The 23,336-nt window shown below is 38.9% G+C and carries 26 protein-coding genes; 8 read left to right on the top strand and 18 right to left on the bottom strand.

All coding sequences use genetic code 11. From position 1 onward, the window contains the following. Positions 1–11: 11 nt before the first annotated feature. On the bottom strand, positions 12–599 hold the full coding sequence (locus BIZ36_RS08860) for a TetR/AcrR family transcriptional regulator (RefSeq protein WP_187457531.1): 588 nt from the start codon (positions 597–599) through the stop codon (positions 12–14). A gap of 72 nt (positions 600–671) precedes the next feature. Between BIZ36_RS08860 and BIZ36_RS08855 the strand changes: the two genes are divergently transcribed. Together BIZ36_RS08855 and BIZ36_RS08850 are read left to right on the top strand one after the other, a co-directional pair. Further along, entirely contained in the window at positions 672–1,121 is a 450-nt protein-coding gene (locus BIZ36_RS08855) for a cupin domain-containing protein (protein WP_187457530.1), read from the top strand. Positions 1,122–1,269: 148 nt separating this feature from the next. Beyond that, positions 1,270–1,848 (top strand): c-type cytochrome, encoded by a 579-nt coding sequence (locus BIZ36_RS08850; protein ID WP_187457529.1) that lies wholly within the window; start codon positions 1,270–1,272, stop codon positions 1,846–1,848. Positions 1,849–1,910: 62 nt separating this feature from the next. Here the strand turns inward: BIZ36_RS08850 and gldC are convergent, their stop codons facing one another. Both gldC and gldB read right to left on the bottom strand, forming a co-directional pair. Continuing rightward, on the bottom strand, positions 1,911–2,246 hold the full coding sequence (gene gldC, locus BIZ36_RS08845) for a gliding motility protein GldC (protein WP_187457528.1): 336 nt from the start codon (positions 2,244–2,246) through the stop codon (positions 1,911–1,913). Between the two features lies 1 nt (position 2,247). Then, positions 2,248–3,231, bottom strand: coding sequence for a gliding motility lipoprotein GldB (gene gldB / locus BIZ36_RS08840; RefSeq protein ID WP_187457527.1), 984 nt, complete (start codon positions 3,229–3,231; stop codon positions 2,248–2,250). 69 nt (positions 3,232–3,300) lie between these two features. Here gldB and nadE point away from each other — a divergent pair, with 69 nt between their 5' ends. Together nadE and BIZ36_RS08830 are read left to right on the top strand one after the other, a co-directional pair. Beyond that, complete coding sequence (gene nadE / locus BIZ36_RS08835; protein ID WP_187457526.1) at positions 3,301–4,089, top strand: NAD(+) synthase; 789 nt, start codon at positions 3,301–3,303, stop codon at positions 4,087–4,089. Between the two features lie 173 nt (positions 4,090–4,262). Next, positions 4,263–4,892: a response regulator gene (locus BIZ36_RS08830; protein WP_187457525.1), complete on the top strand. Its 630-nt coding sequence runs from the start codon at positions 4,263–4,265 to the stop codon at positions 4,890–4,892. A 70-nt stretch (positions 4,893–4,962) separates the two neighbouring features. Here BIZ36_RS08830 and dnaG read toward each other — a convergent pair whose 3' ends face one another. After that, entirely contained in the window at positions 4,963–6,942 is a 1,980-nt protein-coding gene (dnaG, locus tag BIZ36_RS08825; RefSeq protein ID WP_187457524.1) for a DNA primase, read from the bottom strand. A gap of 74 nt (positions 6,943–7,016) precedes the next feature. Then, entirely contained in the window at positions 7,017–8,288 is a 1,272-nt protein-coding gene (locus tag BIZ36_RS08820; protein ID WP_187457523.1) for a PQQ-dependent sugar dehydrogenase, read from the bottom strand. 221 nt (positions 8,289–8,509) lie between these two features. Between BIZ36_RS08820 and BIZ36_RS08815 the strand changes: the two genes are divergently transcribed. Both BIZ36_RS08815 and BIZ36_RS08810 read left to right on the top strand, forming a co-directional pair. Then, complete coding sequence (locus BIZ36_RS08815; protein ID WP_187457522.1) at positions 8,510–8,929, top strand: hypothetical protein; 420 nt, start codon at positions 8,510–8,512, stop codon at positions 8,927–8,929. Positions 8,930–9,007: 78 nt separating this feature from the next. Beyond that, complete coding sequence (locus BIZ36_RS08810) at positions 9,008–9,616, top strand: SIMPL domain-containing protein (protein WP_187457521.1); 609 nt, start codon at positions 9,008–9,010, stop codon at positions 9,614–9,616. Positions 9,617–9,679: 63 nt separating this feature from the next. Here BIZ36_RS08810 and BIZ36_RS08805 read toward each other — a convergent pair whose 3' ends face one another. Beyond that, on the bottom strand, positions 9,680–10,555 hold the full coding sequence (locus BIZ36_RS08805) for an AraC family transcriptional regulator (RefSeq protein ID WP_187457520.1): 876 nt from the start codon (positions 10,553–10,555) through the stop codon (positions 9,680–9,682). A 113-nt stretch (positions 10,556–10,668) separates the two neighbouring features. Here BIZ36_RS08805 and BIZ36_RS08800 point away from each other — a divergent pair, with 113 nt between their 5' ends. Both BIZ36_RS08800 and BIZ36_RS21300 read left to right on the top strand, forming a co-directional pair. Beyond that, on the top strand, positions 10,669–11,055 hold the full coding sequence (locus BIZ36_RS08800; protein ID WP_187457519.1) for a DUF983 domain-containing protein: 387 nt from the start codon (positions 10,669–10,671) through the stop codon (positions 11,053–11,055). A gap of 106 nt (positions 11,056–11,161) precedes the next feature. Continuing rightward, on the top strand, positions 11,162–11,413 hold the full coding sequence (locus BIZ36_RS21300) for a zinc-ribbon domain-containing protein (RefSeq protein ID WP_187457518.1): 252 nt from the start codon (positions 11,162–11,164) through the stop codon (positions 11,411–11,413). Here the strand turns inward: BIZ36_RS21300 and BIZ36_RS08790 are convergent. The 12 genes from BIZ36_RS08790 to BIZ36_RS08735 form a co-directional block, all read right to left on the bottom strand. Continuing rightward, positions 11,393–12,466, bottom strand: a complete 1,074-nt coding sequence (locus BIZ36_RS08790; RefSeq protein ID WP_187457517.1) for a porin family protein — start codon at positions 12,464–12,466, stop codon at positions 11,393–11,395. The two genes, BIZ36_RS21300 and BIZ36_RS08790, sit on opposite strands and share 21 nt — an antisense overlap. Before the next feature lie 141 nt (positions 12,467–12,607). Continuing rightward, positions 12,608–13,351: a hypothetical protein gene (locus BIZ36_RS08785; protein WP_187457516.1), complete on the bottom strand. Its 744-nt coding sequence runs from the start codon at positions 13,349–13,351 to the stop codon at positions 12,608–12,610. Continuing rightward, positions 13,338–13,898 carry an RNA polymerase sigma factor gene (locus BIZ36_RS08780; RefSeq protein WP_187457515.1) on the bottom strand — a complete coding sequence of 187 codons (561 nt, stop codon included), beginning with the start codon at positions 13,896–13,898 and terminating at the stop codon, positions 13,338–13,340. The genes BIZ36_RS08785 and BIZ36_RS08780 overlap by 14 nt, the downstream gene beginning before the upstream one ends. A 90-nt stretch (positions 13,899–13,988) precedes the next feature. After that, entirely contained in the window at positions 13,989–14,924 is a 936-nt protein-coding gene (locus BIZ36_RS08775; RefSeq protein WP_222937327.1) for a polyprenyl synthetase family protein, read from the bottom strand. Between the two features lie 164 nt (positions 14,925–15,088). Next, complete coding sequence (rlmN, locus tag BIZ36_RS08770) at positions 15,089–16,129, bottom strand: dual-specificity RNA methyltransferase RlmN (protein WP_187457513.1); 1,041 nt, start codon at positions 16,127–16,129, stop codon at positions 15,089–15,091. Between the two features lie 93 nt (positions 16,130–16,222). After that, positions 16,223–17,272, bottom strand: a complete 1,050-nt coding sequence (gene queA, locus BIZ36_RS08765) for a tRNA preQ1(34) S-adenosylmethionine ribosyltransferase-isomerase QueA (RefSeq protein WP_187457512.1) — start codon at positions 17,270–17,272, stop codon at positions 16,223–16,225. 212 nt (positions 17,273–17,484) lie between these two features. Next, positions 17,485–17,781: a hypothetical protein gene (locus tag BIZ36_RS08760; RefSeq protein ID WP_187457511.1), complete on the bottom strand. Its 297-nt coding sequence runs from the start codon at positions 17,779–17,781 to the stop codon at positions 17,485–17,487. Between the two features lie 419 nt (positions 17,782–18,200). Next, positions 18,201–19,226 (bottom strand): serine hydrolase domain-containing protein, encoded by a 1,026-nt coding sequence (locus tag BIZ36_RS08755; RefSeq protein ID WP_187457510.1) that lies wholly within the window; start codon positions 19,224–19,226, stop codon positions 18,201–18,203. 61 nt (positions 19,227–19,287) lie between these two features. After that, on the bottom strand, positions 19,288–19,674 hold the full coding sequence (locus BIZ36_RS08750) for an acyl-CoA thioesterase (protein ID WP_187457509.1): 387 nt from the start codon (positions 19,672–19,674) through the stop codon (positions 19,288–19,290). Between the two features lie 156 nt (positions 19,675–19,830). Beyond that, positions 19,831–20,304 (bottom strand): OsmC family protein, encoded by a 474-nt coding sequence (locus tag BIZ36_RS08745; RefSeq protein WP_187457508.1) that lies wholly within the window; start codon positions 20,302–20,304, stop codon positions 19,831–19,833. 27 nt (positions 20,305–20,331) lie between these two features. Further along, positions 20,332–20,718, bottom strand: coding sequence for an SdpI family protein (locus BIZ36_RS08740; protein WP_187457507.1), 387 nt, complete (start codon positions 20,716–20,718; stop codon positions 20,332–20,334). A gap of 93 nt (positions 20,719–20,811) precedes the next feature. Beyond that, a complete protein-coding gene (locus tag BIZ36_RS08735; protein WP_187457506.1) occupies positions 20,812–23,238 on the bottom strand; it encodes a glycosyl hydrolase 115 family protein in 2,427 nt (808 codons plus the stop codon). Positions 23,239–23,336 lie beyond the last annotated feature (98 nt).

The following is a 23,336-nucleotide window of genomic DNA, read 5'->3' as shown; positions in this document are numbered from 1 at the left end:
TTCATAATGTTTTACTCATATCCTTGTAAAATACGGTCCAATGCCCAATTTAAAACTTCTCTAGATTTTTGATTGTCAAGACCACAAACATCTTTCGTGACAATAACCGCCTCAATGCCCATCAACAAGGTAGCAATGACACTTAGGTTTTTCTTTTCCTCTGGTTTCATCTGAATATCCTTTGAAGCTAAAAATTCACGAACCGATGTAATCCTATTTTGACCTCGTTCCAATTTTGGGTCGACAGAAGAAAGTATAGCTCCTAAGAATTTTTTGGAAGGAATTTCATTATTGAATATAAAATCCAAGTAGGCATTTTGTATGCCCTTCAAGCCATCATTAAGATTTTGGCCCTCCCAATCAGACATCAGTTTATCGGAATCAGGTACATTCAGATATAAAATGAGTTCAGTGGCAATTTCTTCAGTATTTGAATAATACCTATAAATTGTCGCTCTAGAAATACCTGCTTCTTTGGCTATTTCATCCATATTTAACGGACTATGATTCTTCACTAAATCATTTGCCGCCTTTAGTATTTTTTGTCGTGTCTGTTGCTTTTGGGCTTTTCTCCCCGAACTTAAATGCGAATCACTCATGAGACAAATGTCTTATAAAATTTTGAAACTAAAAAATAATACACTATCATTGTGAGACAAAAATCTCATGAAATGAAAAAATTACAGACATTTTGGGTATTGGGCCAAGAGGTTACCCTTCACCCAACTACTGGAGATTATGATCTTACAGTAATTAAAACCCCGGCTGGAACCCAGGGACCGCCACCTCATATTCACAAAGAATACAAGGAAACCTTTCTTATCATGGAAGGTGAAATGGAATTCTTTGTAAATGGTACACTACAAACCCTGAAAGCTGGAGAATCTCTGGATGTACCGCCCGGAACACTGCACACCTTCAACAACAAAAGTAATTTACCCTGCAAATTTGTTAGTATTCATAGTCCCAAAGGGTTTCTAAGCTTTTTTGAAAAATTTGGGGTGGACATTACCGAACCAAATGCGTTAGAGAAATCAGTACACCCAGATATAATCCACCAAGTACTGGCCACGGCCCATCAATTTGATATGGAAATTGCTAAGGCCCCTCAGCAGTCTTAAGGTATTGACCTTCAAGCTTATCTTCCCCATTCAAAGTCCGACCCTTATTTCTCCCCCTTATACAAGGTTTGGCACCATTGATACAATTCGAGCACAATGGTTTTTCAAAAAAAATTAATTTATCACATGACTTTAAATACCATCTACTATGAAAACATCAATTCCAACATTAATTGTATTCGTAGGTCTAATTTTCTTTTCCTGTAAAGACCTGCCCAAAGAAGACCCTATCACTGTCATTAGTGATGAAGAAAAGCTACAAAACCAGATAGATCATGGTAAATACATGGTAGATGTACTGGGCTGTACTGATTGTCATACTCCTAAAAAGATGACAGCACAAGGCCCTATTCATGATATGGATAAATTTATGATGGGTTTTGATGCCTCACAACCGTTACCTCCCATTCCTGAAAACGTACCTATTGGACCATGGGTATTATTTGCTGGAGATTTAACTTCTGCAGTAGGACCTTGGGGCACCAGTTATGCAGCTAATCTTACGCCCCACGAAAGCGGTATTGGCAATTGGTCATTGGAACAATTTACCAAGGCATTAAGGGATATGAAATACAAAGGCCAAGAAAATTCACGCCCCATTATGCCGCCCATGCCAAAGCATTATTCCTATTTAACCGATGATGACATAGCGGCAATTTTTGCCTATTTAAAGACTATTCCTGCAAAAGACAATCTTGTTCCTGCCTACCAACCGCCTTCTTCATAAAAAAAGGAAATAAAAAACGACCGGTAAAACCCGGTCGTTTATATTTTTAAATCTTGACAATGTTACTTTTTAAGCTCCAATTTCTCAGCGAAGTAATCGCAAAAATCTTTCATGGTAGCGGTCATTTTTTCATCCTGAGTGGCCTTATAAAAAGTATCGGACATGGACACTAAGGTTTGGTGAAAGAACACTTTCATTTCATCAACGGGCATATCCTTGGTCCACAAATCAATTTTTAAGGATTCTTGATGCTTGCTATCCCAAACGGATAACAACATGGCCTTCGCCTCCTCATTGTCCACTCCACCGTCTTGCGCAGACCACGTGAGGGTCTCCGGTACCCGGTTTTCATCCAATTCTACTTTCAAAGTAATTTCTGAGGTATGTAATTTCGCCATTTTATTTTGAAGGTTTAAAATTCGATTTTTTAAAAATTTCTTCCGCTGGTAAATTGAGCATTTGCTGTAAGGACACATTATTGTTATCCATAAAAGCTCTCACTATTTGCCATCCCATATACCTGCCTATTCTTCCTGGAGATTCATTGTCAAGTTCCAATCCAAATTTGGAAAAGGGCGCAGGGTCCAAAAACCGTCTGGACAATTTCGCATCCGTACTAAAAAGGTATTCGTTTTCAATATAATTTCTCCAAATGGGTTCCTCGTTTGCTTTTGCCCATTCCAATTGGTCTTGCGAATAGTTGATCTTCAAATAATCCTTTGTTGAAGGCAGTAATTGGTCTTTTATGTACAATTCTTTTCCATAATAAACCATACTGGCCAAAAAATTGCGACTTTGGGGTTTGGGAACTACCTGCTTTGCAAAGGCGCTGGCCACATCGCTTACCAAATACTCGCTATCCAAATTGGATTTTATATAGTTCTGAATATCCACATAAAATTTATGATCCGCTCCCAAATAATTATCCAAACCAATGAGTAACAGGCTATCCGTTAGAATAATCCGGTTCTCATATTGAACGTCTGATGTTAAAGTAACCACCTTGGGCACCTTGGTTTGAGGAAAATAGTATTTAATGTGCTTGTATAAATTTTCCAATTCCAAAGCTTCCTGCTCAAAATCTGGAAAGACTTTTTCCACCTCCATCAGTAATTCTACTTGTAAGGTATCGCTAAGTTTGGCCACCCAAACACTATCCGCGTATTGCCGGGGAAATAAATATGGGTAATTTGTTTTTAACCTAGGAATATCTTTAGGTTGTGCAGAGGCAAATTCCCTATCAAACCTAGCAACTTGAAGATCTATGGGCACGTTTGCTATTTCGGCCTCTATCTTATTGGTATCATTACAACTAAAAAAGACGGTTAAAACGAGAAATATCGTAAAAATGCCGGCCTTCCATTTAAGTATTTTCCTATACATTTTAATATTAAGCTGGTAGGTACTAATTTTAACCAACAAAGTTAACGTATCTCAATAAAACAACATCTTATGCAAACAGAAAAGGTAACGGAGCATATTGTAAAATGGCTTAAGGACTATGCCACCAATGCTAAAATTAAAGGATTTGTAATTGGGATTTCTGGCGGAATAGATTCTGCGGTAACTTCTACCCTTTGTGCAAAAACAGGTTTGGACCTATTGTGTTTGGAGATGCCCATTCATCAAGCCGAAAACCAAGTTAGCAGGGCCGCCAATCACATTAATTGGCTACAAGCAAATTTCAAGAACGTTAAAAGACAACCAGTAAACCTAACCCCGGTTTTTGACAGTTTGGTAGCTTCCCTGCCCCCTGTTGAAAATGAAGAGGAACGCTTTATGTCCTTGGCCAATACCAGGGCACGTCTTCGAATGACCACCTTATACTATTTTGCCGCTTTAAAAGGTTATTTAGTCGCGGGAACTGGCAATAAAGTAGAAGACTTCGGGGTGGGATTTTACACTAAATACGGAGATGGAGGGGTGGATTTGAGCCCCATAGCAGACCTGTTGAAAACCGAGGTTTATGATATTGCCAAACACCTTGGGGTCAACCAAGAAATTATCGATGCGGCCCCTACGGATGGGCTTTGGGGAGATGATAGAACGGATGAAGACCAGATCGGGGCATCTTACCCAGAATTGGAATGGGCGATGGCCATGTTGGAGCAAGGCAAGGACGAAAACGATTTTTCTGGCCGAGAAAGAGAAGTATTTCGTATCTTTATGCGATTCAATACGGCCAATAAACACAAAATGCTGCCGATTCCGGTCTGTGAAATTCCGGAACAACTCAAATAGCAATTTGTCCTAATTAGGTGTAAACTAAACGAATATATCCATCAGAAAGGCCGTTTTTGTGAAAAAAATATGACATTAGCCTCAGAAATTAGATTTATAAAGTTTATTTTGCGTGTCAGTATTTTTTCCCACGCCCTAATCGAAAGTTTATTATCTAGAACAAAACTAACAAAATGATTAAAGTATTAATTGCGGACAATCACCCAATTGTCAGGATGGGTGTTACAAGCGTTTTAGAAAGTGCTACAGGCTTTCAAGTAGTAGATACGGCATCTACAACTTCGGAGCTTTTTGAAAAATTAGAAAGAGTTACCCCCGACGTTATCATGTTGGAGATGGATATTCCAGAAATCAACGGAATTGCCACCTTAAGAAAACTTAAGAAAGAAAATCCTGATGTTAAGGTTCTTATGTACAGTGGTCAATCTGAAGATGTGTATGCTTTGAGTACCATTAGGGCTGGGGCCTTTGGTTACCTTTCAAAAGCATCGGACATTGATTACATTATTTCTGCCGTTAAAAAGGTTAGCGAAGGTAATATGTTTATTACCAATGAACTCGCGCAGCGACTTGCTTTTGATGAGGGTACACAAAAACCACGTAGGTTCTTTAGAAAATTATCTACACGTGAGGTAGAGGTTCTAAAATTACTTGCTAGTGGAAAGCGAAATAAGGACGTGGCCATAGGTCTTAATTTGAACGAGAAAACAGTTAGTACCTACAAAGCGCGCCTAATGAAAAAGTTGAATGTAGACAACATGGTTGATCTTCTTCAACAAGCTAAAGCTTTGGAACTTTACTAAGACTTTGGCGATAAATTTAAAAGACTAAGACTAAGAAATTTAAAATCCCGGACGTTCGTTCGGGATTTTTTTATGACAAAACTCGATTCAATTTTTTATTAAGAAGTTTATTTAGGTGAATGTAATTCATGATTTCCTCCAAGGTTTCCCTATGGTCTCCCTCTCCTCCCTTGGTATTATCTTGAAGGGCCAGCATTCTCTTCTTTATCAAAAAACATCTCAAGGTTAGAATAGTTTCACTTACCAACTGGGCCACTCCCAGTTTTTTATCTTTTGGAAAGATATCCTTGCGTTCCCAATTGTGCAATACGTATTTTTCTTCCTCCATCATAATGGATGAAATTTCGCCTACCATATCTTGGGCCAGACCGGAAAGGAATGCGTTCAACTGAAATTCCTGGTCCTGATTTAGAGCTTCAATAAGTTTGTAATAGATATTTCTAAATTGCTCGTTTGCCAATTCTATCTCATCATCCTGCAAATCCAAGAAAATTTTCTCATAGACCTTTGCCTCTATGCTTAAGGGTTCCAAAATTAAATCGCCTTCCTCACTTTCCTTTAGGATGAGATCTTCAAATTCTTCGGTTTCACTTCCGTATAATAGCAGGAGCTCAATAATCTTTCGCTCCAATTCATATTGAACGTCCACCTTCTCGATGGTAGCATCATTTTTGACCACATCAAAGGCTTTCTGCTCTTCTTTTTGGGCCTTTGCAGCTTCCGTACGGTCCTTTATACCCATCTGGGCCAACGTACTGAACAATACAGATTCTGATACATTCATGATGCCCGCACATTCTTGCACGTAAATTTCCCTTTTGATTCCATCGGGAATTTTGGAAATACTCTGGACAATATCCCTAACCGTTTCCGCCCTTTTGATAGGGTCATTTCCCGATTCCTTTGCTAAAATGTGTGCCTTGAACTGAATAAAATCCTTGGAGTTTTCCTTTAGATATAGCTGAATCTCTTCCAGTTCATTGTTTTTCGCAAAACTATCAGGATCCTCTCCTTCAGGAAACGTACAGACCTTCACGTTCATTCCCTGCTCCAGGATCAAATCAATTCCCCTCAAGGATGCCCTTAAACCCGCGGCATCGCCATCAAATAATACGGTAATATTCTTGGTGAGCCTATTGATAAGTCTAATTTGTTCCGATGTTAAAGCGGTACCACTGGAAGAAACTACGTTTTCAATTCCTCTTTGAAAAAACTGAATGACATCTGTATACCCTTCCACCAAAAAACAATTATCCTCCTTGGCAATGGCCTGCTTGGCATGATAAATTCCGTATAGAACCTTACTCTTGTGGTAAATATCACTTTCCGGTGAATTTTGGTATTTAGCGGCCTTTTTATCTGTCTTTAGAATTCTTCCGCCAAAACCCAATACCCTTCCGCTCATTGAATGTATAGGGAACATTACCCTACCCTTAAAACGATCAAACTTTCTAGGGTCGTTTGGGTTCTGAGGATTCTCCTTAACAATAGTAAGCCCGGTTTTTTCTAAATAGTCAAGCTTATACCCTTTATCCAATGCAGTTTTGGTAAACCCGTCCCACTCGTCCAAACAATATCCTAGACCAAATTTTTTAATGGTTTCTTGGGTAAAGCCCCGTTCTTTAAAGTAAGAAAGTCCAATAGCCTTTCCCAGCTCAGTTTCCCAAAGCATTTTCTCAAAGTGTTTTTGGGCAAACTCAGAAACCAGATACATACTTTCACGTTCATTGGCTTCTTGCTTTTGCTCATCTGTTCTTTGGGTTTCCTCTATCTCTATATTGTATTTTTTCGCAAGGTATTTGATGGCTTCAGGATAGGTAAAATGCTCGTGCTCCATTAAAAAAGCAACTACATTACCCCCCTTACCACTACTAAAGTCTTTCCATATTTGCTTTACTGGAGACACCATAAAACTGGGTGTTCGCTCATCTGTGAAAGGGCTCAACCCCTTGAAGTTGGAGCCGGACTTTTTAAGTTGAACAAAATCTCCAATGACCTCCTCTAAACGAGCGGTTTCAAATACTTGATCTATGGTTGTTTTTGAAATCAATACTTGGGTAAAAAAGAAATAGTGCCCAAAGATAAGCACTATTTCAAATTCTAATATTCTAGATTAATTTATGTTTATTCTGCTGTAACCCTCCAGATAATACCGCTATCATCATCGTTCACCAAAAGAGACCCGTCCGGAGCAGTAATCACGCAGACCGGTCTACCATACACTTCACCTGCTTCCTCATCAGCAATAAAACCGGTTAAAAAGTCTTGCGGTTGTTGTGGCTTTCCATTCTCAAAAGGTACAAACAACACCTTATAGCCTGAAAAAATAGCACGGTTCCAGGATCCATGCTGGCCTACAAAGGCACCATTTTTATAGGATGCCGGAAATTGGTCCGCCGTATAAAACTCCAAACCAAGGGATGCCGTATGATTGCCCACCGGCACATCTGGAATAATAGCCTTATCTACCAAATCTTGATGCGGGTCTTCTTCCCATCTTGGATCGTTTATTTGTCCGTAATAACTGTAGGGCCATCCATACCAGCCTCCTTTCTGAACGCTGGTGATATAATCCGGCACCAAATCATTTCCAATCTTGTCACGCTCATTTACGGCGGTCCAGAGATCTCCTGTAACAGGGTTCCAGTCCATACCCACAGGGTTTCGTATTCCATCTGCATATACAATTTCTCCACTACCGTCTGGGTTCACCTCTAAAATATTGGCCCTTCTTTTCTCGGTTTCCATTCCTTGTTCGCCTACATTACTAGCAGACCCTACTGAAATATAAATTTTACTACCTTCTTTATTGGTAATTATATTTCTGGTCCAATGGTTATTATATCCGCTTGCGGAGAGTTCCACAATTTTCTCGCCCTCGCCTTCCAGTTTATTTTGCCCTTCTTTATAAGGATATCTGTAAAGTCCGTCAGTATTGGCCACATAGAAATATCCGTTTAAGACCAACATTCCAAAGTTTTGGTTGAGACCTTGGGCAAATAGATGTCTCTCATCAACCGTTCCGTCATTGTCCGTATCCCTAAGAAGCGTTATTTGATTTGCACTCTCCTTCGTGTTGGCCTCCGCCACGAACATGTCATTGTTAGGCGCAATGTAGGTCCAACGTGGATGCTTCAGATTGTCTGCAAAACGGCTAACGGTAAACCCTTCCGGTGCCATGGGTTTTTGCCCATCCTCCCATCCTATGACCTTACTCTGTTTGGTTACGGATTCCGAAGAAAAGGGCGCGGCCAATTCCAAAGGTCCTATGGCCGTCTGTACCGTAACTGGACCGTTGTCTGCCAAGTCTTCTTTAGTTTCCTCAGAAACCTTTTTTTCTTGTTTACACCCCGTCAGAAGGACCAGGGCCATTATTCCAAAATAGATATGTTTCATAAGTTGTAGTTTTAAAACAAGGTACTATTAAATAAAGCATCCCTCAAGAGCCTACTAGCGTTTAATAATTTTTTAACAAATAGGGTACCCCCCTGAATACAGGGGGTACCAATTCGCTATCTCAAGGGTACCCAAAAGGCTGACCCAACCCCATCTTTGTACCATTATAAAAAACAACTTGTATAACCCGCCAAACTAAAATTGGCACAAAATTCTAAATTATGATCTGGGGAATTTCTCTTATCTTTTTGAGCATTATCGCAGTACCTTCTTTGTTATTATCCAAAAAACCGAATGCCAACGAGCTTTTGGAAAAAATTGAACCGTATCAAGGTTGGATCGGCCTTGTTTTCTGCTTTTGGGGCCTATGGGGTATCATTTCCGCTTTGTTAAATATGGGCTGGTTAAGTACCGCACCTATTTGGTGGGTAACCTTCTTGGTTGGCAACCTTATTTCTGCCGGGTTGGGCTTTTTACTAAGTTCAAGCCTCATCAATAAATTACTACTCTCAAAAAATGAAGCGGCAAAAGCCAAGGCAGCTGAACTAAGAGAGAAAATAGCTCCCTCACAAGGTAAATTGGGTATTGTCGGAATTGGGGTTGGAGCATGGATGATAGTAGCTTCCTTTTTGTTCCTATAATACAAGATAATTCATTGGACAACGTTAAACCATTAACAAATTAATACAGGCCCTAGCGGGCGATTTAAAACTATAATCATGAAAAAGCTATTTCTCTCAATTGCCTTTACTTTCATATCATTATTAACTTTACAAGCTCAGACAGATACCAACAGTATTACCGTAAATGGTACCTACCAATATTCCATGTCCCCTGAATACATAAGCAAAATGATAGTGAGTCTCAATAATGTATATTATGATGCTCAAACCATTAGCATTTCCGAGGTGAAAAGCGGATATTACGATAAGCTTGAAAAAGCAGGAATTTCATCCAGTACGTTAAAGGAAGATTTGTTCGCCTATAATCTTCTGGGTTATGAGAAAGAAGGAACTATTGTTGAATTCAGAACTAAATCCATTGACGAAATGAAAAAGTTCTTGAGCGTAAAAAGCCTTGGGGTATCTAGATCAGAATCTAGTTTGGAGTTTGAATTAGACCCGGAACAAGCTGCAACCTATGCTGAAAAAGCCTTTGAAAGTGCAAAGAAAAAAGCCAATGCCATTGCAACCAAAGTGGGAAGAAAAATTGGCAAGGCCATTATGATCAGCGATACCAATTACTCCAAGATCCAAGAATCATTGTATTACGGTAACATAAAAAATAACAGGGAATACTACATCTCAGTGACTTTTGAGTTGCTATAAAATTAAACCAAGAAGTTAGTTGTACATCCCGGTTTGGAAATCCAACCCGGGATTTTTTTTCTTTTATCCACATTTATAGGATTTTCTAAAGGCCGATGGTGTTACCCCTACCCTACGAACAAATACCTTGGAGAAGTAAGAATTGTCTTCAAAACCTAGGTCAGTGGCAATTGCTGACAAGGTCGCATTGCTATGCACCAATTGACGTTTAGCTTCCAACAAAATACGTTCATATATCAAGTCCGATGGAGTTTTACCCAAGGTGCTAGCGGTAATTCGGTTTAAATGCTTTGCGGTGATGTGAAGTTCGTCTGCATAAAAGGATACCGATTTATGTATTTTAAAGTTTCGCTGTATGCTTTCATTCAACCTTTTTAAGGTTGATAAATAGGTGGTTGATGCTATTAATTGATGGTCATCCCTAATAGTATACAATCGGCTTAAATCTATATACAATAAATGCACAAGACTTCTTAGTTTTTGCTCCTTTAGACTACTATCATTACTATACTCCTGATAGATTTCCATGAACAAGCTTTGAACCTTTGGCCTTTCCTCTCTATGTAAGTGCATGAAAGGAGGATTTCCATTCCAACTATAAAAGGGGAACTGATCTGTCTTAATATGGGTAAAACCCCATTCAAAAAATTCCTTGGTATGAAAAAATAGTAGTCCTTCGGGTGCTTCGGTAAACTTCCATAAATGGGTTTGCCCGGGGTGAAGAAAAAATATGCTACCAGGGTATATTGGAAAACTATCAAAATCAATTTCATGTACCCCGGCCCCTTTGCTAAAATAGACCACCAGATAAAAATCATGCTTGTGGGCGCTATATACCAAGTCTTTATTTTTTTGTAGGTGTGCGGACAAATCATTAGCGTACACCTCCGAAAGATTTTTAGGGTCATCAAACTGATCAATGTGGAGAACAGGAATCATAGGCAATCTAATAAATGTCTCAAAATTACCATTTATTGAGAATTTTTAAAACAAAAACCAACACATAGGGTCTTAGATTTGCAAACGTACCGTACTCTAATTAATTCCTATATATGTCATTTCTTAAAGGCACCAAATTGTATAGCATTTTCACTGGCACCTGTCCGGCATGCCATAATGAGAGTATGTATGTTAAGAAAAATCCTTACCGATTAAAAAGTACGCTCAAAATGAAGGAACGTTGCGGGGTCTGTAATACCAAATACAAGATTGAGCCCTCCTTCTTTTATGGCGCTATGTACGTTAGTTATCCTGTAGGTCTAACTTTTGCTACCGCAGCTTTTATCATTTGTTACTTGATTCTAGGTTTGGATTTGATCGAGACTTATTGCGTTATCGTTGCTGTCATGATTTTAGCCTTACCCCTCATTCTACGTATCTCCAGAAATATTTGGATCAATATATTTATGCCTTACAAAAAAGAATGCCAACACCGGTAGGTTTATAAACTGTACATTAGCGACAGAAAAAAGCACTTTTAAAAAGTGCTTTTACTATCCACGGTTATTTACTTAAATTTATTCCATAACCGTTGAAATCTTTGAAATGATTTTATTTTTTGGAACCAGATTTGGCAAAACAGTGCAGCTTCCTTTGCCACATACTACTTGTTCTCACTGCAAACAATTAGGAACCCTAACAATTTCCAAGACTAGTAATTGGTTTCATTTATTTTGGATACGAATTTTTAAAATTTCTACTCGCATGGTTGCTGAATGTTCACATTGCAAACGTGTTTACTTTGAAGAAGAGTTTACTGATGAAATGAAACAAAATCTAATCCAAATCCAGGCGTAGGCCAACAGAAATATTTCGCTGCTTATTAACGGCATCCTTAAATATGGGGTTTAAATCATACTTTGCGTACAACAAAATACTATCGAACCCCATATATGCGCTGAGACCGTAAACAAAATTGGAGGTGTTATAGTCCCTTTTAATTTTATCTTTTACCTTTTCACCATCCAATTCATACTTCAATTTTTGGCGTGTTCCCAAATTTACTCCTGCATAACCACCAATTCCAAACCTAAATTGATTGTGAATGTCATATCTCATTTTTTCGTTGGTGCGCTCCAGTTTAGAAGGACCAAATTCCAAATGAAATGGCAACACCAAATTATCCATCCTAAATTTAGATTTGGATAATTTTTGGTCAAACTCCTGAAGTGCTGCACTACCATCATTTAAAACAAAATATTGATTGTCTACAGGTTTAAGGCCGTTAAATTGAAAGGAAGCGCCATAATGTAATCTTAAAAAATTGCTGTTTTTGAATACTCTTGTTCTCCACGCCCACCCAATTTCAAAAAATCGACTTCCTCCTATTTTATAGGGTGAATCCTCTATTGACTGCCCTTCTGTAATGGCATTGTTAAGACCAAATGCAATCACTGGATCACCGTACGTTCTACGGTCATAAACCACTTTGTCCTGATCACCGGGATTGTACTGCACCCCAAAAAGTAAGTTTCCCTCTTCATCCCGCCCACCAATGGCCAACTCCACACTACTCGTCTCAGAATTGAGATTGTAGTTTCCGTTTCTCTTTAATAAGGCTATCTGATTCTCAATGATAGCCACCTTATTCTCAATATTTTTGGCCCTGAGCTCCGCAGCCCCTTTTTTTAGGGTTTGGGCCTGTTCAAAACTAATTTCCTCATTGTTCAATTGTTGATTAATGCGTTCTACTTCATTTTTTAAGGCTTCACGTTCCGATTGTTCAACGTCTTGCTTCTTTTGCTCCAACTGCTCAATTTTAACCTTTAAAGTTTCATCTTCTTGTGCGGTTAAGTAATAACCGCACAGAAGTGAACAAGCAGTCAATAAATAAGTAATAATAATTCTCATGATCTGTAATTTAATGATTGATGATTTTTTTGATTGATTGTCCCATTATTTTAGACAAAGACCAGTGCTAAAAATTATAGGGTATGAATAAACTCCTCTCCATTCATTTCTAAATAGAGATAAAATTGATGAATTGAATTTTTATTGATTTCTATCTGCCAGCGCCGTGCGAACTTTGATAAAACGATCTTTTAAGGCATCAAAAAGTTGATCTCTAAAGGTTTTATCCAGTTCGGTTTCTACATCTGCCAATAAAGCCATGGCATCTACAGAACCGCTTGATTCCGTAATTCTTGAATTTAGAATCTCGTTTTGCGCTTCCTTCAGTAAAGAATCGACTTCGGCATCGGTTAAAGTTTGCTTATTTGTTTCCAATATTGCCACCTGAGCTATCAACTCCTCTACCTTTGTGTTGATCAACAAATTGTTGGTATCGTCCCCATTAACCTTTTCCTTTACCATTACATCCTCTACGACCACTATTACTTCTTCGTCTTTAAAAACAAAAGGCTTTTCCTCCTCCTTTTTCACTGCTTTCTTTGGACTAGTCTCCACCACTTGTTCAAAAGTAGGTTTCACAATTGTCCTTTCATCCACATCACTATCTGCAACTTCAACTTCAACCTTTTCCTTTAATTCCTGTTGGGGCTTAACAACTACTTCCTCTACCGACAGCGTAGAATTGTCCTTTTCAATCACGTAAAGCACTGATAATAATAGAAAGGCAATAAACGCTGCCGCCACGCCCCATCTATAATAAGTTGGTTTATAAGCCGGCGGACTCCCTAATTGACCTTCAATTTTGTCCCAGGCTCCAGCCGAAGGTGTAAGTCTTCTGGCCTCAAACTTCTTCCTTATTTCCTCATCAAAATTATTCCTGCTCATAACCTATTTTTCTATGGTTTCTTAATCGCTCTTGAAGCCACTTTCTTGCCTTGAACAATTGAGATTTGGATGTGCTCTCGGAAATGTCTAGCATACTGGAAATTTCTTGATGTTTATACCCTTCTACCGCGTACAGCATAAATACAGCGCGATAACCATCCGGTAGTCCATCTATTAAATTTTGAATGTACGCCACCTCTTCGGCAGAATGTTCCTGATGTATTTCAGCTGATTCCGTAATCATGGTGTCATCAAAAACCACGAACTGTTTTTTCCGTAAGAACGAAATACTCTCGTTTACCATGATCCGGCGCATCCAACCTTCAAAACTACCATCAAACCTATATTCTGGCAGAAATTTAAAAACCTTTACAAAACCACTAACCATTACGTCTTCCGCAAACTGCATATCTTTTACGTAACGTCTACAGATACCCAACATTAAAGGCGAATGCTTTTGATAAAGCGCCTTTTGCGCCTTTCGATTTCCGGAAATCGACTTGCGAATTAGTTGCTTCTCGTTGGTATAAAAAGGTATAATTTTCAAATTTCCTTGGTTGCTTCTATAAAGTTAGACGCCGGAAGTTGCGAGAAGGTTGCCTGAGGAGTAAAAATTTACTGAAATTTATAAAAAAGTCTACTTTTTACGATCCACCACATAGTTGACCATCAACTCCAAAGAGCTGCGATAAGGAGATTCCGGATAGGATTTTAGGATATGTAGGGCGCGTTCCTTAAACTCCAACATTTTAGAAACGGCATATTCGAGTCCCCCACTTTCCTTTACGAAGGCTATGACTTCCTTAACCCGTTTTTTATCCTTATTATGATTTTTTACGGAATTGATGAGCCATCGTTTTTTTTCTTTGGAGCAGTTATTTAAGGTATAAATTAACGGAAGGGTCATTTTTTGCTCCTTGATATCAATACCGGTAGGTTTGCCAATTTTTGCCTCTCCGTAGTCAAAGAGATCGTCCTTGATCTGAAATGCCATTCCGCAAAGCTCTCCAAACTCTCTAAAAACCTCTACTTCTAGCGAGTCCGGTTTTACCGAACAAGCTCCCAAGCTACAGCATGCGGCTATAAGGGTAGCCGTTTTTTGGCGGATGATGTCATAATAGACCTCTTCCGTGATATCCAATCTTCGGGCTTTTTCAATCTGAAGCAATTCCCCTTCGCTCATTTCCCTGACGGCGACGGAAATAATCTTCAACAAATCAAAATCCTCGTTATCTATTGATAGCAAGAGCCCCTTTGAAAGCAGATAATCTCCTACTAATACGGCAATCTTGTTTTTCCAAAGTGCGTTGATGGAAAAAAAACCCCTGCGTTTACTACTCTCGTCAACTACATCATCATGTACTAGAGTGGCCGTATGAATCAGTTCAATTACGGAAGCCCCGCGATACGTACGTTCATTGACCTCTCCATTGCTTAACAGTTTGGCGGTCAAAAAAACGAACATAGGCCGCATTTGCTTCCCTTTCCTATTTACGATGTAATAGGTAATCCTGTTTAAGAGCGCCACTTTAGAAGACATAGCCTCACGGAACTTGGTTTCAAATAGTTCCATTTCACGGTTGACAGGCTCTTTTATTTGCGCAACGACTTTCAAGCAGTTCGGTTTAAACCCCCTTCTAATTGGGAGCGGTAAATTTAGCGAAAATAACTCGCAACTGTCCTCTATTTACCGGAAGGCTTCGGCCAATAAAATAGAATATAGAAAATAGGAAACCCTTACTGTTTATTTGCCAACTGTCCGCAGGCAGCATCAATATCCTTACCCCTTGAACGCCTTACAGTTACGGTAATTCCATGACGTTCCAAAGTGTTTATATAAAGGTTCAACGCTTTGTCGTTCGCTTGCTGAAATTCTCCATCAGCAATGGGATTGTATTCAATAAGATTAACCTTGCTAGGGGCAAAACGGCAGAAATCCACCAAAGCATCAGCATCTTTTTGGGTATCATTGATACCTTTCCACACCACATACTCATAGGTAATACGGCTCTTGGTCTTATCGTACCAATATTCCAAGGCCTTCCTTAAATCGCTTAAAGGGAATGTAGCATTAAACGGCATAATAGAGGTCCTGGTTGCATCAATAGCGGAATGTAAGGAAACTGCTAATTTAAATTTTACCTCATCGTCCGCCATTTTTTTAATCATTTTGGGCACGCCCGAGGTAGAAACCGTAATTCTTCTTGGGGACATTCCCAACCCTTCCGAAGAAGTGATCATATCAATGGCCTTTAGCACATTATTGTAATTCATAAGGGGCTCGCCCATACCCATAAAGACTATGTTGCTCAAGGGCCGATCAAAATACAACCTGCTTTCATTATCAATGGCCACTACCTGATCGTAAATCTCGTCCGGATTGAGGTTTCTCATCCTTTTTAGCCTAGCCGTGGCACAAAAGCGACAATCCAAACTACAGCCAACCTGACTGGAAACACAGGCCGTGGTACGGGTTTCTGTAGGAATTAAAACCGATTCCACCACCAAATCATCATGCAAACGAACAGCATTTTTAATGGTCCCGTCATTGCTGCGCTGCATCTGATCTACCTTAATATGGTTGATCACAAAGTTATTCTCCAACATTTCGCGGGTAGTCTTGGAAATATTGGTCATACCCTCAAAAGAATGCGCAGACTTTTGCCATAACCACTCATACACTTGGTTACCCCTAAAGGCCTTATCACCTTGGGACACAAAAAACTCCCTTAGTTGTTCCTTGGTCAATGCCCTTATGTCCTTCTTCTTTGTTTCCACAGATTGTAATATATAAAAATCCCTTCTCTAAATATCAATTTTCTAAAGAAGGGATTTTTGGGCTTTCCTTGCGGATAACCTAATTCTTATTTTCTAGAGGATCAACATGGCATCCCCGTAAGAATAAAATTTGTATTGTTCCAAAATAGCCTCTTTATATGCCTTTTTCATAAGGTCATGCCCAATAAATGCCGAAACCATCATTAACAAGGTAGATTTAGGCAAGTGGAAATTGGTAATCATACAGTTGGCGATACTAAAGTCATAGGGAGGAAAAATAAACTTGTTGGTCCAACCTTCAAACGTATTTAAGGTTTGTTCTGAAGATACAGCGCTCTCTAAACCTCTCATTACGGTGGTTCCTACCGCGCATACCTTTCTTTTCTCTGCTTTGGCTTTATTTACCGTCTGTACGGCTTTATCATCAATTACCAACTCCTCGCTATCCATTTTGTGCTTGCTCAAATCTTCCACCTCCACTGGGTTAAAAGTTCCTAAACCAACATGTAAGGTAACTTCGGCAAAGTTCAATCCTTTTATTTCCAAACGCTTTAAAAGGTGCTTGGAAAAGTGGAGTCCGGCAGTTGGCGCGGCTACAGCACCTTCGTACTTGGCATAAATGGTCTGGTAACGCTCCTCATCTTCCGGCTCTACATCTCTTTTGATGTATTTAGGAAGGGGAGTCTGCCCCAAATCACGCAATTTTCTTCTAAAATCAAGATAGGAACCGTCATATAAAAAACGGAGGGTCCTACCTCTAGACGTGGTATTGTCTATTACCTCTGCCACTAGCGTCTCATCATCACCAAAATACAATTTGTTTCCAATTCTGATCTTACGTGCAGGATCTACCAATACGTCCCAAAGGCGCTGCTCCTCATTCAATTCCCTTAAAAGAAAAACTTCAATACGGGCACCTGTTTTTTCCTTATTACCATATAAACGTGCTGGAAATACCTTGGTATTGTTCAAAACCATTACGTCTCCCTCATCAAAATAATCGATCAAGTCCTTGAACATTTTATGCTCAATTTTACCTGTTTCACGGTGGATGACCATTAATTTGGACTCATCCCTGTTTTCTGCAGGATACTCGGCCAACAAATTGTCAGGAAGCTCAAAATTGAAGTTGGATAATTTCATATCTGGTTATTAATGTGATGACCCAAAAATAAAGAAGCCTAAAAATCTACCTTGAAGGTGCGGATTTTTAGGAAGTGAATTTATGGATCAAGATTTGTGTTAAAAGTTTTGCGGCTGCAAATATACAATCTGAAAATAGGGGTTGTCAAGTAAATGACTGATTATATTGAGGTTTATTTCAATTCAGGAAAAACTACTTGTACGAAAGTAATCTAGTTGGAACGGTTTTGGTTCTGGTAACGCGCTATAGCGCTTAAGTAGTTTTGTGCGCCTTTCATACTCATGTCATTTATAAAACCATCAAGTTCTGGGTGGTATCTTTTGATATAATTGACCAAAGAATCCCGTTTTGATTGCCATAATTCCCAATTGGCCGTCTCACTACCTAAATCTTCAATTTTCGAGATTTTACCATTGGTAAAATTTAAGGCAAATTTTGTGGTAAGGGGATTGTTTTCCAAAAAGTTGTACTTGGGATTCTGATCGGATGGTGACCAAAATCTTCTCATTTTCCTGTATTAAATCCTGAATTTCATAGGTGGACTGAAAAACGGAATCCCATTTAAAAAACTCGTAAAAATTTTCACGCGAATAGGGTGTTACAAAATCTCCAGAAACGATGGTAAGTGTATCGAACATTACCTCTCGAATTTTGGAAAAATCTCCTTGATCAAAGCCTTTGTAATATTGGGTGACCTTTTCAGTCGGTGATAGCTTTGATTCATGGCAGGAAGCTAAAAAGAGCAGAACAGATAATAGGATACAGAGATGTTTCAAATTGAGATGCAAATTATTTAATGGACAAATTAACATATACTACCGCATCGATACTAGGGTCTAAATATCGATACAACTTCAATTTCACCAAAGGCAGTTTCAAATCCGCCGGTATATATTTAACATACATTTTCTACAGAAAGGAAGTACTTCACTCCTTTCCCAAAATTTTTACAATCCTGCTATTTATAATTTCTGAAAGGTTCCAATTGTACAGTTTGGGGTCCGTGGTGCTATAAAAAGCGACCACTACCGCATCTATATCTTCATGATACTCGGCAAAACTTTGATATCCGGGCACCCAACCCGAGTGTTCATATTCGTAAATGGAAGAATAAATTTCTTGCTCGCCTGGTGCAAACAATGAACCATCATTTAAGGCTCTGAGAAACATACCTACATCTTCCGCTGTGGCGAGCATTCCGTAATCGTCCGTTTTTAAATCATCTGGGTACCCAACATGGTAGCCGCTCATCACCTTCCCTAAATCAACTTCGCTGAGAGAACCAAAAGTGTTTTCCAATTTCATTGGTTTTAAAACCTCCTTCTGAATAAATTGAAAATTGGGATATCCCAAATCATTGTCCATAATCTTATTGAGCAATAAATAATTGGTATTACAGTATTCGTAGTCTTTACCCGGTTCAAAATTGGCAGGTTGGTCCAGAATTAGTTCCAAACTTTCCTGATAGCCCACGGGTGTAGCCCAAAAATTTGGAGCATCGGTAAAATTGGGAATCCCACTTCGGTGCTGTATCAGCAACCGCAAGGTAATTTTATCGGCATACTCAATTCTTCCTGTAAGTTCAGGCAAATAATCAGCAAGGGTTTTATCCAACGATAGCCTTCCTTCACTGACCAATTTGGTCACTGCGACTGCATCATAAAGTTTGCTAATGCTAGCAATCTTAAAAAGCGCGTGCGGTTTGGCCGGAATCTTCTTCTCCCTATTATGCCAACCAGATGCATAATACTGAGCGGATTTACCTGCTTGGTCAACATAGACCACCATCCCATCAAAGCCATGGGAAACGGCTTCATCCAATTGCTCTTGTACCGTATCTGGCAACGGTAGGATCCAAGCTTTTACCAACAACCAAGGCACAAAGAACAGGGAGATGGCCGTACCTAGGAATAAAACTGTTCTTAGTATCCATTTGGTCTTATTCTTATCCATTTCAAAAAGGTTTAATCCAATATGGTTTAGCAATTTTAAGAGACATAAAACCGACTGAGCCTTATTTTCTAATACTTACCGGTTTCTTGTTTTCATCAATAGCCACCAAAGTAAATTCTCCATAAATGGCTTTCTCCCGATTTTCAGAATACATCTGTTCAATAAAAATCTCAACACTTACTTTTAGACTTTTATTCCCTAAATGGATTACTTTCCCTATGAGTTCCACAATGGTTCCGGCTGGAATGGGTTTTTCAAAATCAATCTTTTCACTGCTAACCGTAACAACGGTTTGTCTCGTAAAGCGGGTTGCCGTAATAAATGCAATCTCGTCCATCATTTGCATGGCGGTGCCCCCGAACATGGTATGATAATGATTTGTGGTATTCGGAAATACGGCCTTAAAAACCCTTGTTTCCGCTTTCGCTATTCTTTCTTCTAATGTCATTGGCTAATTTTAGCTCTTTACCTTCGCCTCTGTGGCACTATCTAAATAGGCGAATTTTCACTAAGATAGTTAAAACCTAGACTTACGCGTTTATGCTATCCCTACTAGTCTTCAAATTGCATGAAAAAAGACAATTACTTTTATCTAATCTAAAAGTCAAGTTTCTGACTCAATAACAGGCTCGTGAGCAATTTGAAAATTGCATGAATTGGCTATAAAACACATCTTATTGGCTTCATGGTGTAGTTCTTTCGCTCTTAGAATCCTATTTGCATCGGAAATTTTAACATGGGGATGCAGGGTTACTTTGGTAAATCTACCGCTTCCATTTTCCTCCTCTTCCATTACGCCAGTTGCATGGTCCAAATATTGCGTAACCACTATTTTATTGACAGAACATAAGTGCAGATACCATAACATGTGGCAGGCCGAAAGTGAAGATAGAAAAAGTTCTTCTGGATTATATCTGGTTGGATCTCCCATAAAAGAAGGGTCCGATGAACCATTGATGACATCATATTTTCCTTCGGCAATTATTTCATGGTTTCTATTGTAGGAGCGATAATTTAGAGTTCCCTGTCCTTCATTGCCCGTCCACTCTATTTTCACTTGATACCCGTGTTCTTTCATCTTTAAAATTATTCATCTACCAAAAAACTATTCACTTTCTTTTTTTGGAAACCGTTTCTTAATGGCCGTTTCCGTCTGCACAATTAGAAGAATGACCACTAGAATGACAAGAGCCATACTTATTCCCAAGGCAGCAATTTCATGGTAGTTGAAAAACAACCCTAAAGGTCCAACAATTATTAAAAACATCCCTAATTTCATCATCAACTTTCCCGAATACTTCTGAGCAAAGTCCCAACGCTCCTTACTTTTTATGGAAGTTGAGGTTCGGTAACCATACCACCAGTTGATTTTTTTAGGAGGGTATTTGTAAAGAATGCTACCCGAAAGGATAAAAACAACTCCGGTGATTGAAGGTAAGACAAAGAGGATGTTATCCACTGACATTAAGCTACTTACTTCATAATTTCCCATTTAAACTTATGAAAAATGATAATTTTTTCTAACCACTGTCTTTAACACGCAAGGCATTTTTACGCCTCGCCATTCACTGTACAATGGAAAAATCTATTTCTTATAAAGAAAAAGATAATCAATCAACACTCCGGCATCGATCATTTGAAGTTTTATAGTGTGATGGCCTTTATCCAATGCTACGGGTTGCAATTTTTTGATTGTCTTATTTGACAATACATTTTGCTTCCATTCTTCACTTCTACCAAAAGTTTGAAAATCGACAATCTGAAATTCACCATTATCAATTTGAACTTTTACCTTTTGTCCTGACTTTAAATTTAGTGGATGTAGGGGCAATGCTTGAAGTTGAAGTTCATACGATGCATTTTCAGTAACCTCAAAATCATATTCCACTACCGAAAAATTATTATCTGTTATAGACGCTGTTGTTTTAAAAGGCTTAGAAACTAAGGCATTACCTGAAAAACTAGGCTTTTTTATTCGTTCCCAATAGGCCTCTGCCGTTTTTTCTATTCTTTGAAAATTACCTGCGGCTATGGTTAGAAAAGGCTGGATAGCAGTTAGATTGGTCTTTTGTTCAACATTTTTCAAGTCCATAGGACTGCTAAATACCGGTAATCCCCTAGGTTCCATACTCATCATGTGATTCCATTTACCACCGGAAATTTCTTGATTGTACTGTTGGGTCAATTGAACTATCTCTTGATAGGCATTCAATGCTTTTTGAAAGTATTCATTTTCATCGGAGCGCTTTTCGGGTGCTTCGGTATAGTACTTATCGAGATAGAGAAACTTTTGATTCATTTTACTTGCCGCCAAGACAGGATATGCAACCAACTGAAAATACGCAGAATTCATATCCTTGTCTCTAGGCCATTTATCCTCTACCTGTTGCTCAAGAGTTTGAAAACTGACCAATCTCCGGTCAATTTCATCCAGAGTTAAAGTGGTTGGGTGCGTTGGCCTTGTAGGTTCCGTTTGGCTCCACCCCATAAATTCCGGTTTCCTTTTAAATGCAAGCTCATAGTTTTTCCAAAGTATTTTTGCCAAATCCTTGTCTCCAAGGTTCACATCTGTCCAATTCTCCAAATGGCTTGAAACAGCATCATTTGTCAAAAAGGGTTTCATATTATATGCCATATCCAAAAATAGCTGTGTGGGGTATTCTATGGGCTTAATATCCCCTACATTTACTACCCAAACTTGATCCACTCCCATTTCGTATGCTTTTTTCATTTCAAAATGCATGAGAGAAGGGTTCGTTGAACCTATCCAAAGATAGTCGTGGGGTCTTCCCCAATAAGAGGCGTGATAATAAACACCGGAACCTCCAGGGCGTTCTTGCTCTAAATTCGTATGAAGACTTTTGATATAGCCGTAATTGTCATCTGGCCAAATGAGCGTAATATCTTCCGGTACTTTTAGACCCTTTTTATAGAGGTCCAAAACTTCTTTATATAGTGTTAGAACCTGAGGAATTTCCACAATGGGCCTCCCTAAAACATTGACCAACATTTGACGTTGTTGCTCTAAAATTCTTTTAGTAAGTTCAACAGCCTCAGCATCGGATTTTACCCCTTCCATTCCACTGTCATGCTTTCCCCTCATACCTAGGGTATAAAGGTTCTCAAAAGACTTTACTTCATCTATGCGTTCTGACCAATAATTTAAAATTCTATCCTTGTTAGTGGTAAAATTAAAAGCACCCATAGTTTCACTATCCCATTCATCCACATTATTACGCATTAGGGGTTCTGCATGTGAAGTACCTATAATTACGTTGTATTTTTGAGCCATTTCCTTATTCTGTGGATAATGGTAAAATGCCTTGGTACTGGGGTGCATTGCTGGCCAGATTAAATTAGCCTTTAGACGCAATAGGAGTTCAAAAATCTTAGCGTAGGTCTTAGGTCCAATATCCTTTATATCCGTTTCAAAAGTCTTAGCTGCCCAAGGCTGTAGCCCCCAATCTTCATCATTTAAAAAAACACCCCTGTATTTCACAGAAGGGCTTTGGCTCAAAGTATCACTTACAGCTAAGGGCTCAGTACGTTTTTTGGCCGGCACATCTGCCCAAAAATGCCAAGGACTTACTCCAATTTTCTGGGACAAATTGAAAACACCATATGCCAGTCCACGATTATCAGACCCGGTTATTACCAAATAGTCAGCTCCTTTTATTTTTAGGGTTTTATAATTAAAAACCTCCCATTTTCCTTCTAGACCACTATCAATTTTTTTTAGTTGGGAACGTATGGAAAGATTGGAAGTTTCACCGGCAACTCTCAAAACGATATGATTTATAGTTTGCGAATTATCAGAATTTTCAAAAACCCGATTTAGGTCCTCCATCAAAAATCGAGAGATAAAGCCGGAATACCCCTCTTGGTTACTGATTACCTTGGTATTCTTTCCTACTGTAAAGTTAGGTGACGCCTGTGAGCAAAGTATATTATGAATAAGGAAAACGGCTATAGCCAGAATTAGAAACTTGCCTTTTGTTACAGAGGTGAACATATACATAAAATTTTAAGATGCTTTTAATTTTGCATTAGCGGAAGCGAACAAAAATCACTTTTAATTCAATTGCTTCCCTCTATTGAACAAAATTACCA

The organism is Cytophaga sp. FL35, from assembly GCF_014349235.1.
In the GTDB taxonomy this organism is placed as follows: domain Bacteria; phylum Bacteroidota; class Bacteroidia; order Flavobacteriales; family Flavobacteriaceae; genus Euzebyella.
This window is presented reverse-complemented; position numbering and strand designations above follow the sequence as displayed.

Bases quoted from the DNA above. Each gene is read 5' to 3' on its own strand.
- BIZ36_RS08860 (WP_187457531.1), bottom strand. From the start codon at position 599: ATGAGTGATTCGCATTTAAGTTCGGGGAGAAAAGCCCAAAAGCAACAG.
- BIZ36_RS08855 (WP_187457530.1), top strand. From the start codon at position 672: ATGAAAAAATTACAGACATTTTGGGTATTGGGCCAAGAGGTTACCCTT.
- BIZ36_RS08850 (WP_187457529.1), top strand. From the start codon at position 1,270: ATGAAAACATCAATTCCAACATTAATTGTATTCGTAGGTCTAATTTTC.
- gldC (WP_187457528.1), bottom strand. From the start codon at position 2,246: ATGGCGAAATTACATACCTCAGAAATTACTTTGAAAGTAGAATTGGAT.
- gldB (WP_187457527.1), bottom strand. From the start codon at position 3,231: ATGTATAGGAAAATACTTAAATGGAAGGCCGGCATTTTTACGATATTT.
- nadE (WP_187457526.1), top strand. From the start codon at position 3,301: ATGCAAACAGAAAAGGTAACGGAGCATATTGTAAAATGGCTTAAGGAC.
- BIZ36_RS08830 (WP_187457525.1), top strand. From the start codon at position 4,263: ATGATTAAAGTATTAATTGCGGACAATCACCCAATTGTCAGGATGGGT.
- BIZ36_RS08820 (WP_187457523.1), bottom strand. From the start codon at position 8,288: ATGAAACATATCTATTTTGGAATAATGGCCCTGGTCCTTCTGACGGGG.
- BIZ36_RS08815 (WP_187457522.1), top strand. From the start codon at position 8,510: ATGATCTGGGGAATTTCTCTTATCTTTTTGAGCATTATCGCAGTACCT.
- BIZ36_RS08810 (WP_187457521.1), top strand. From the start codon at position 9,008: ATGAAAAAGCTATTTCTCTCAATTGCCTTTACTTTCATATCATTATTA.
- BIZ36_RS08805 (WP_187457520.1), bottom strand. From the start codon at position 10,555: ATGATTCCTGTTCTCCACATTGATCAGTTTGATGACCCTAAAAATCTT.
- BIZ36_RS08800 (WP_187457519.1), top strand. From the start codon at position 10,669: ATGTCATTTCTTAAAGGCACCAAATTGTATAGCATTTTCACTGGCACC.
- BIZ36_RS21300 (WP_187457518.1), top strand. From the start codon at position 11,162: ATGATTTTATTTTTTGGAACCAGATTTGGCAAAACAGTGCAGCTTCCT.
- BIZ36_RS08790 (WP_187457517.1), bottom strand. From the start codon at position 12,466: ATGAGAATTATTATTACTTATTTATTGACTGCTTGTTCACTTCTGTGC.
- BIZ36_RS08785 (WP_187457516.1), bottom strand. From the start codon at position 13,351: ATGAGCAGGAATAATTTTGATGAGGAAATAAGGAAGAAGTTTGAGGCC.
- BIZ36_RS08775 (WP_222937327.1), bottom strand. From the start codon at position 14,924: ATGGAACTATTTGAAACCAAGTTCCGTGAGGCTATGTCTTCTAAAGTG.
- queA (WP_187457512.1), bottom strand. From the start codon at position 17,272: ATGAAATTATCCAACTTCAATTTTGAGCTTCCTGACAATTTGTTGGCC.
- BIZ36_RS08760 (WP_187457511.1), bottom strand. From the start codon at position 17,781: ATGAGAAGATTTTGGTCACCATCCGATCAGAATCCCAAGTACAACTTT.
- BIZ36_RS08755 (WP_187457510.1), bottom strand. From the start codon at position 19,226: ATGGATAAGAATAAGACCAAATGGATACTAAGAACAGTTTTATTCCTA.
- BIZ36_RS08750 (WP_187457509.1), bottom strand. From the start codon at position 19,674: ATGACATTAGAAGAAAGAATAGCGAAAGCGGAAACAAGGGTTTTTAAG.
- BIZ36_RS08745 (WP_187457508.1), bottom strand. From the start codon at position 20,304: ATGAAAGAACACGGGTATCAAGTGAAAATAGAGTGGACGGGCAATGAA.
- BIZ36_RS08740 (WP_187457507.1), bottom strand. From the start codon at position 20,718: ATGGGAAATTATGAAGTAAGTAGCTTAATGTCAGTGGATAACATCCTC.
- BIZ36_RS08735 (WP_187457506.1), bottom strand. From the start codon at position 23,238: ATGTTCACCTCTGTAACAAAAGGCAAGTTTCTAATTCTGGCTATAGCC.